Origin of the sequence: uncultured Rikenella sp., from assembly GCF_910577125.1 — a bacterium.
Taxonomy (GTDB): Bacteria; Bacteroidota; Bacteroidia; order Bacteroidales; family Rikenellaceae; genus Rikenella.
In genome coordinates this window covers 1-6,722 of record NZ_CAJTMN010000103.1, presented here as the reverse complement: position 1 = coordinate 6,722, position 6,722 = coordinate 1, and the positions used below count along the sequence as shown (strand labels likewise).

The following is a 6,722-nucleotide window of genomic DNA, read 5'->3' as shown; positions in this document are numbered from 1 at the left end:
GCGGGCCGGAGCCACCCCCGGCGTAGGCCTGCAACTCGACGGAGCTCGTTTCCGGCCTCGCTGGCCCCGGCCCGCTCCTGCCTCTCCCAACCCACAACCACATACATCGCCCAAGTCTTAGCCTATTCGTCCTCGGCGCGCCTCCCCCGCGCCGCTATCGCTCCACCGCTGTGTGCATTTCTACGCACGCCTGGGCGATTCATTCTATTTCGGCTCGTCGCCGAAACAGTTGAATCGCCTCTTAAGGCGTCGGCGCGCGGTCGAGCTTCGACTGGCCTCAGGCCGGCCGGGCCCCACGTCCCGTGGACGGGCAAAACTTACGTTTTGCTGCGGCAGCCTATACCCCTACTCCTTGTCCCGTTCTCTGTTCGCGCTCCCGACCTCCGACAAAATCCTCTCCAAGCGGCGACAAAGGTACAAAAATTCCCAAAAATCCTTATTCCACAGATTTACAACCGATTGCACATCTCCGCAAAACGATCGAACGAACGGTCGAAACCAAAATATAAGCCGCAATAATCACCGCCGGAGCCGCCAAACGCAGAACAGCAATCAATAAAACGGAAAATATCAGAAAAACGTATCTGAGTTCATTCCCATTCCACCCCAACGTTTTGAATTTCAACGAAAACATCGGTATATCGCACACCAGCAAAGCCGAAAAAATCACGGTCAATCCGATGAGCATCACCGGATGAGCCACCCACCACACCTGTGCCACCATCATGGAGAGCGAAACGAAAAAGAGTGCGCACGCCGGTGTCGGCAAGCCCCGAAACTCTTCGTGCTGCCGTTCGTCGATATTGAACTTGGCCAGCCGCAATGCCGAGCACGCCGCAATCAGGAACCCGACATAAGGCAACCACTGCGTCCCTTCCCACACAAATCGCGTCAGCCACAGCAACATATAAACAACCGATGCCGGAACGAGTCCGAAACTGACCATATCGGCCAGCGAATCGAGCTCCTTGCCGATCGGCGAGCTGACGCGGAGCAATCGGGCGACCGCTCCGTCGCAGAAATCGAACACGGCGGCGGCGATCACCAACCAGAACGCCAGTTGGAAATCCTGTTTGAAAAACAACACGGAGATCGCCGCGCAACCCGAAAGCAGATTGCACAGTGTCAAGAGATTAGGAATGAATGCTATGATTCTTTTCATACGTTTTCAGGGGTCGGGAAGGGTGGCCCGAATCGGAGGCAAATGTACACAATATTCTTTTCATCCTCCCCCGCCCCGGGCTACCGCTACAACGCAGACGGGGTGCCGAGGAGCGTCGGTGATTACGGCTGCTGCTATTCTGCCTCGGTCAGCGGCATCTATGGGATATTTCTTTTTGCGAGTACAGGGGGACATAATTCGTGTGCCGCCGCACATGGCCGTGCCTTCGGTCTTCCGTTGCGTTGCCTCTCGGAATAAACAGAGGGCAGACACGGCCTTAGCGATGCGCAAGCATCGCTCCGTCCCGCCGGGGTCACCCGGACGCCGCCCGCGCAGGGCAGTTCCGTCCGGCTCGAAGCTCGACAGTCGCCCGCCCCGCTTAAAGAGGAATTTCACTCGTTTTGCGGTGAGCAAAATCGAGATAAAATTCCTGCGGGCGACTGAAACAAGATTTCCCAAGGCGCGCGACCAAGACCACGGACAAGAACAAGGTCGAACCCCTGCGACCCGCAAGGTCGCGCGGGCCGGAGCCACCCCAGGCGTAGGGCGCAACTTCGCAAAGCTCGTTGGGCCCACGCTGGCTCCGACCCGACAATCCCCGCCCAACCCACAGCCAACAGCAGTCCAACTCTCCGCCTAATCCGCCTCCCCATTCGGCCTGTCGCCCATCCCCCCGAAGCCGCTACGCGGCTTGGGCGACAAGACCGGCGATTCTGCGAACCGCAAGAGCTAAGAGCAAAACGTGGCGACAGTTCGGCCCGTTTCTCCGCCCTCTACTCGGCCCAACGCGGCGCGAAAACCGTTTGCGGTTTCGCGCCAGAAGAACAATCTCAGCCCAAAGCATTGCCCCGTGTCCGACTCACTGCGGCTCCGCTGTCGCTCCGCCACTTCATTTTCCGCGCGCCTTGGAAAATCTTATTCAAAAGCGTAACTCGCTTTTGAATGATTTTCCTCTTAAGGCGTGGCGCGCGGGCTTAGTTTGAGGGTACTGCGCTCGGGCCGCGCGGGCCCCACGTCCCGTGGACGGGAAATGCTCCGCATTTCCACTTTTCAGCTCAGCCCAATTCTTCGCCCCGTTCTCTGGATAGGCCACGGGGTCTACTCGCTCAACATCATCCCGCCGTCGCTCAGCTGGCACACCCGCCCCGCTGCCAACAACCGGCGCAACATCGTCAAAACCATCGTCGGACGACCCTCCACTGCGGCCAGCAAAGCACGCAGAGTCATCGATCTGCCGGGCGGAACCGTTTTCAACACCCGCACGATGTCCGCCTCGATCCGTCCGAAAGCATCGCTCGCCCGAAACATCTCATCCGCACGACGCGACAAACAGACGTCACAAACGCCGCACGGTTCCGGATGTGGCTCGTCGAAATACTCCCTCAACAGCACGCTCCGACACTGCGAATCGTTCTCGGCATATTCGGCCATCGCCGCACCCCGCAACTCCTCCATCTCCCGACGCCAGTGATAGGTAGCCGGAGCGATCGCCACATCCCCGACCGGCAGCCGCTCCTCGTGCAAGATCAGCAGCGGCGAGCTCCGCCGGGGGATGTAACGGATCACCCGCATCACCGAAAGCTGGTAGAGCAACTCCTTGACCCGCACCTCCGTGTACCCCGACATCCGGGCCAGATAGGCCTCGTCCACCGCCACGAACTCGGTGAACAACCCCGTGTAGAGCCGCAGCAGAATCTGCAAGAAGCTGTCCAGCTCCGTCCGGTCGACCCGCAATTTGTAGAGCTCCTCGCGCGACATGCGGAACATGATCCGGGTCGGATTGTCCAGCACATCCGTCAGCGTCATGTATCCGTTCAGCTCCAGCAACTTAATCGAATTGAAAACCGTCAGGGGAAAGAGTTTGAAGCGCGTCGAGAATTCCTGAAGGTCGAAATCGAACACCGCCTCCCGTCCCCCGCCTATCGTGACCTGCAAGTGGTTGAAAATCGCTTCGTAGACCTTGCGCACCGTCTCCAGCGGCGGATAGGCCGTCTCGATGCGCCGCCGCGCCGCCGTCGTGTCCATCCCGTTGTAGAGCAGCACGGCGTAAGAAGTCCGGCCGTCCCGACCGGCCCGGCCGGCCTCCTGATAGTAAGCCTCCAGCGAGTCGGGCATCCGTTCGTGGATCACGAACCGCACATCCGGTTTGTCGATCCCCATCCCGAAAGCATTGGTGGCCACGATCACCCGCACCTCGCCCCGCAGCCACGCCTCCTGTTTGGCGGCCCGCAGCCGGAACCCCAGACCGGCATGGTAGAAATCGGACGCAATCCCTTCGCCGGTCAGCACCGCCGCGATCTCTTCGGTGGCTTTCCGCGTACGGGCATAAACGATGCCGGAGCCCTCGACCCGCCGGATCACACGCAACATCTGGTCGATCTTGTTCTCGCTGTTGCGCACCACGAACCGAATGTTCGGCCGCGCGAACGAGCCCCGGAACACCGCCGGATCGTCCAGCTCCAAATGCCGCCGGATATCCTCCAGCACCAGCGCCGTCGCTGTGGCGGTGACGGCCAGAAACGGCACGCCGGGCAGCCACTCCCGCAGGCGGGCGATCCGCAGGTAAGAGGGTCGGAAATCATACCCCCACTCCGAAATACAGTGCGCCTCGTCCACCGCCACCAGCGCCACCTCCATCTTGCGCACACGGGTATGAAAAATCCGGGTCTCGATCCGTTCGGGAGCGATATAGAGCAGTTTCACATCGCCATACACGCAGTTGTCCAGCGCGATGTCGATCTCGCGGGCCGACATGGCCGAGTGGATCGCCACGGCCCGCACGCCGCGCCGCCGAAGGGCATCGACCTGGTCTTTCATCAGGGCGATCAGAGGCGTGATCACAATGGTCACCCCGGGCAGCGCCAGCGCAGGCACCTGATAGGTCAGGGACTTACCGCCTCCGGTGGGCAACAGGGCGACCGTATCGCGTCCGGCGAGCACCGACTCGATAATCTCGCGCTGAAGGGGGCGGAATGTCCGGTAACCCCAGTATTTTTCGAGTATCTGCTGAATATCCGCCATCATTGTCGGTTACTTTTCCGGCACGGTGAAGTACACGGCGTCGGACACCCAAGCGCTGCTGTACCAAACCGTCCCGTCTTCCGCAATCACATAGGCCCGCACCCGATATTTCACTCCTTTGCGGAGCTCGTACGCGCGGACCTTCACCTCGTACGACGAACCGGACGACGACCCGGTTTTCTGTTTGTTGTCCGAAACGTCCGGCGTTCCATACCCCGCGTCATCCCAACAAAATCCCCGCTCGCGGAACTTCTGCCCCCGAGCGTCGGCCACCCGCACCCGGAAGGTAACCGATCCGTCGGCAGCCACCTGCGCTTCGAGGTCGCGGAACTCCACCTGGAACTCTTTCGACGGAATCCGGATGCTCCGCACCTCGCCATAAGTCGTCCCGGCCGCATTCCGGGCATAAGCCCGATAATAATAGGTCTTGTCCATCGGCAGCCCCTCGATCCGCGCCGTCATCCGCCCGGTCGTGCCGCTCACCCGCACCGGCGAGTTCTCCACCTTCGGATCGGAAAAAGGACTATGACAGAATCCCCGTTCGGTGATTCCCACCCCGCCGTCCGAAAGCACTTCGCCCGAAACGATCGCCGTAGCGGCCGTATAGCTCACCGGCTTCTCGTCCGTCCGCACCACAGGCAGATACCGGTCGTACGGCGGCACCTCCACCGACCGCACCTCGCCGTACCCCGTTCCGTACTCGGTCGTGGCGAAGGCCCGGTAATACCACATCCCTGCCCGACCCACCGTCCGCGTCATCGAAAACGTCCCGTCCGCCGCCGGTTTCACCGTCCGCCACGACGTAACGTCGCTTTTGAAATCCTCCTCCGCCTCGCGCCACTCGATCCCCGCCCCGAGCACCTGCCCGCCGTGCGTCTCCGTCACCCGCCCGCCGGCCGTTATCTGCCGAACCCAAACGGTCGCTCCTCCGGCGGTCTCCACCTCGGGCAGCCACTCCGGAACCACGATCCGAACCTGGGTCGAGTCGCTGTACCGAATCCCCAAATCGTCCTCCAGATAGGCCCATACGGCATACTGTATCCCTCGTCTGAGGGTATCGATCCGAATCTGAAACGGTTCTTCCACCGGAAACCGAGCGGTCGACTTCTCCGGCGTCGTGCCCGGTCTCCCCAAACAAAAGCCCCGCTTTTTGATCGTCCCGGTCACCTCGCCCGAGACCGACGATTCGATCCTCACGGTCGACCCGTCCTCCTCCAGCTCCCACTGCGGCTTCGCCGGCACAGCCCACGCCCCGCCCTCCACTCCCGGAAAAACCTGCACGTAATCCCCATAATACGTCTTCCCATCCGAAGTTCGGGCAAAAGCCCGGACGACGACCAGCGTCTCCGTCGAAGAACAATAAACGGTATAACGATTCTCCCGATTCGGATCGCCCACCCCCTCATAGTCCCCAAATTCCGGCAACCGCCGAGACGGATCCACATCGCACAGATAACAAACCCCCAGCCGATACCTCCCCGCCGGCATCGTCCGACCCGGAATCAGCAGCACCTCGACCTTCTTCCTCTCTTTCCGAGTGACCACCACCCGAATATCGGCCTTCAGCGGCGCTTCGGGCCGCCCCCCACCGCCTCCGCCGGTTCCCCAAATGCTCCACGGATCATCCTCCGACTCGCAACCGGCCAGCAAAAACAGGGCGAAAATCAAACCCCAGCCAACTATCCTATGTCTACCACCTTTCATAAAGATCCAGGATCTGCCGTCAAACAAATTTACACAAATTAATCGTACCTTTGCTTTTCGCATTCATTCGACTGTATTTTTTAAGCAAATGCCTCGCATTATATCTCCTTCGTTTCTGTCGGCCGACTTCCTGCGCCTGGGCGACGCGGCCGAAACCGTAAACCGCAGCCGCGCCGAGTGGTTCCACCTCGACGTGATGGACGGCGTGTTCGTGCCGAACATCAGCTTCGGGCTGCCTGTCGTCAAGGCGTTGAGGAAGGCTACGGACAAGACGCTCGACGTCCACCTGATGATCGTGCAGCCGGAACGCTACGTGGCCGATTTCCGAGCGGCGGGGGCGGACTACCTGACGGTGCATGTCGAGGCTTCGACGCATCTGCACCGGACGCTGCAGGCCATCCGCGACGCGGGGATGCGGGCGGGGGTGGCGCTCAATCCGCACACGCCGGTGTGCGCGGTGGAGGAGGTGGCCGAAATGGCGGACATGATCCTGATCATGAGCGTCAATCCGGGCTTCGGCGGACAGCGGTTCATCGCTTCGGCGCTGGACAAGATCAGCCGGACGAAAGACCTGCTCCTGAGAAAAAACAGCCCGGCGCTGATCCAGGTGGACGGGGGAGTGAACACGGACAATGCGGCCCAGCTGTTCGCGGCGGGGGCGGATGTGCTGGTGGCGGGAAACGCGGTCTTCGGTGCGCCGGATCCGGTGGCGGCCATCCAACAGCTGATCGAAGCATAATCACCGTAGTTGTTGCAAGCACAATTTTTGGTTACAGTACCGAACCGTACCTTTTCTGAAGAAAAGGTACCCAAAAGACTTTTAGTTAGCTACGCT

Annotated in this window: 5 protein-coding genes; 2 read left to right on the top strand and 3 right to left on the bottom strand. The window is 60.7% G+C overall.

Annotated features, from left to right (window positions below; all coding sequences use genetic code 11):
- Positions 1-436: 436 nt before the first annotated feature.
- Complete coding sequence (gene pssA, locus QZ292_RS08970) at positions 437-1,162, bottom strand: CDP-diacylglycerol--serine O-phosphatidyltransferase (protein WP_294600719.1); 726 nt, start codon at positions 1,160-1,162, stop codon at positions 437-439.
- Between the two features lie 42 nt (positions 1,163-1,204).
- Here pssA and QZ292_RS08965 point away from each other — a divergent pair, with 42 nt between their 5' ends.
- Positions 1,205-1,420, top strand: coding sequence for a hypothetical protein (locus QZ292_RS08965; protein WP_294600716.1), 216 nt, complete (start codon positions 1,205-1,207; stop codon positions 1,418-1,420).
- A gap of 840 nt (positions 1,421-2,260) precedes the next feature.
- Here the strand turns inward: QZ292_RS08965 and QZ292_RS08960 are convergent.
- Complete coding sequence (locus QZ292_RS08960; protein ID WP_294600713.1) at positions 2,261-4,186, bottom strand: RecQ family ATP-dependent DNA helicase; 1,926 nt, start codon at positions 4,184-4,186, stop codon at positions 2,261-2,263.
- 6 nt (positions 4,187-4,192) lie between these two features.
- Positions 4,193-5,887 (bottom strand): hypothetical protein, encoded by a 1,695-nt coding sequence (locus QZ292_RS08955; protein WP_294600711.1) that lies wholly within the window; start codon positions 5,885-5,887, stop codon positions 4,193-4,195.
- A gap of 88 nt (positions 5,888-5,975) precedes the next feature.
- Between QZ292_RS08955 and rpe the strand changes: the two genes are divergently transcribed.
- Complete coding sequence (gene rpe / locus QZ292_RS08950) at positions 5,976-6,626, top strand: ribulose-phosphate 3-epimerase (protein ID WP_294600708.1); 651 nt, start codon at positions 5,976-5,978, stop codon at positions 6,624-6,626.
- The last annotated feature ends 96 nt before the right edge of the window (positions 6,627-6,722 follow it).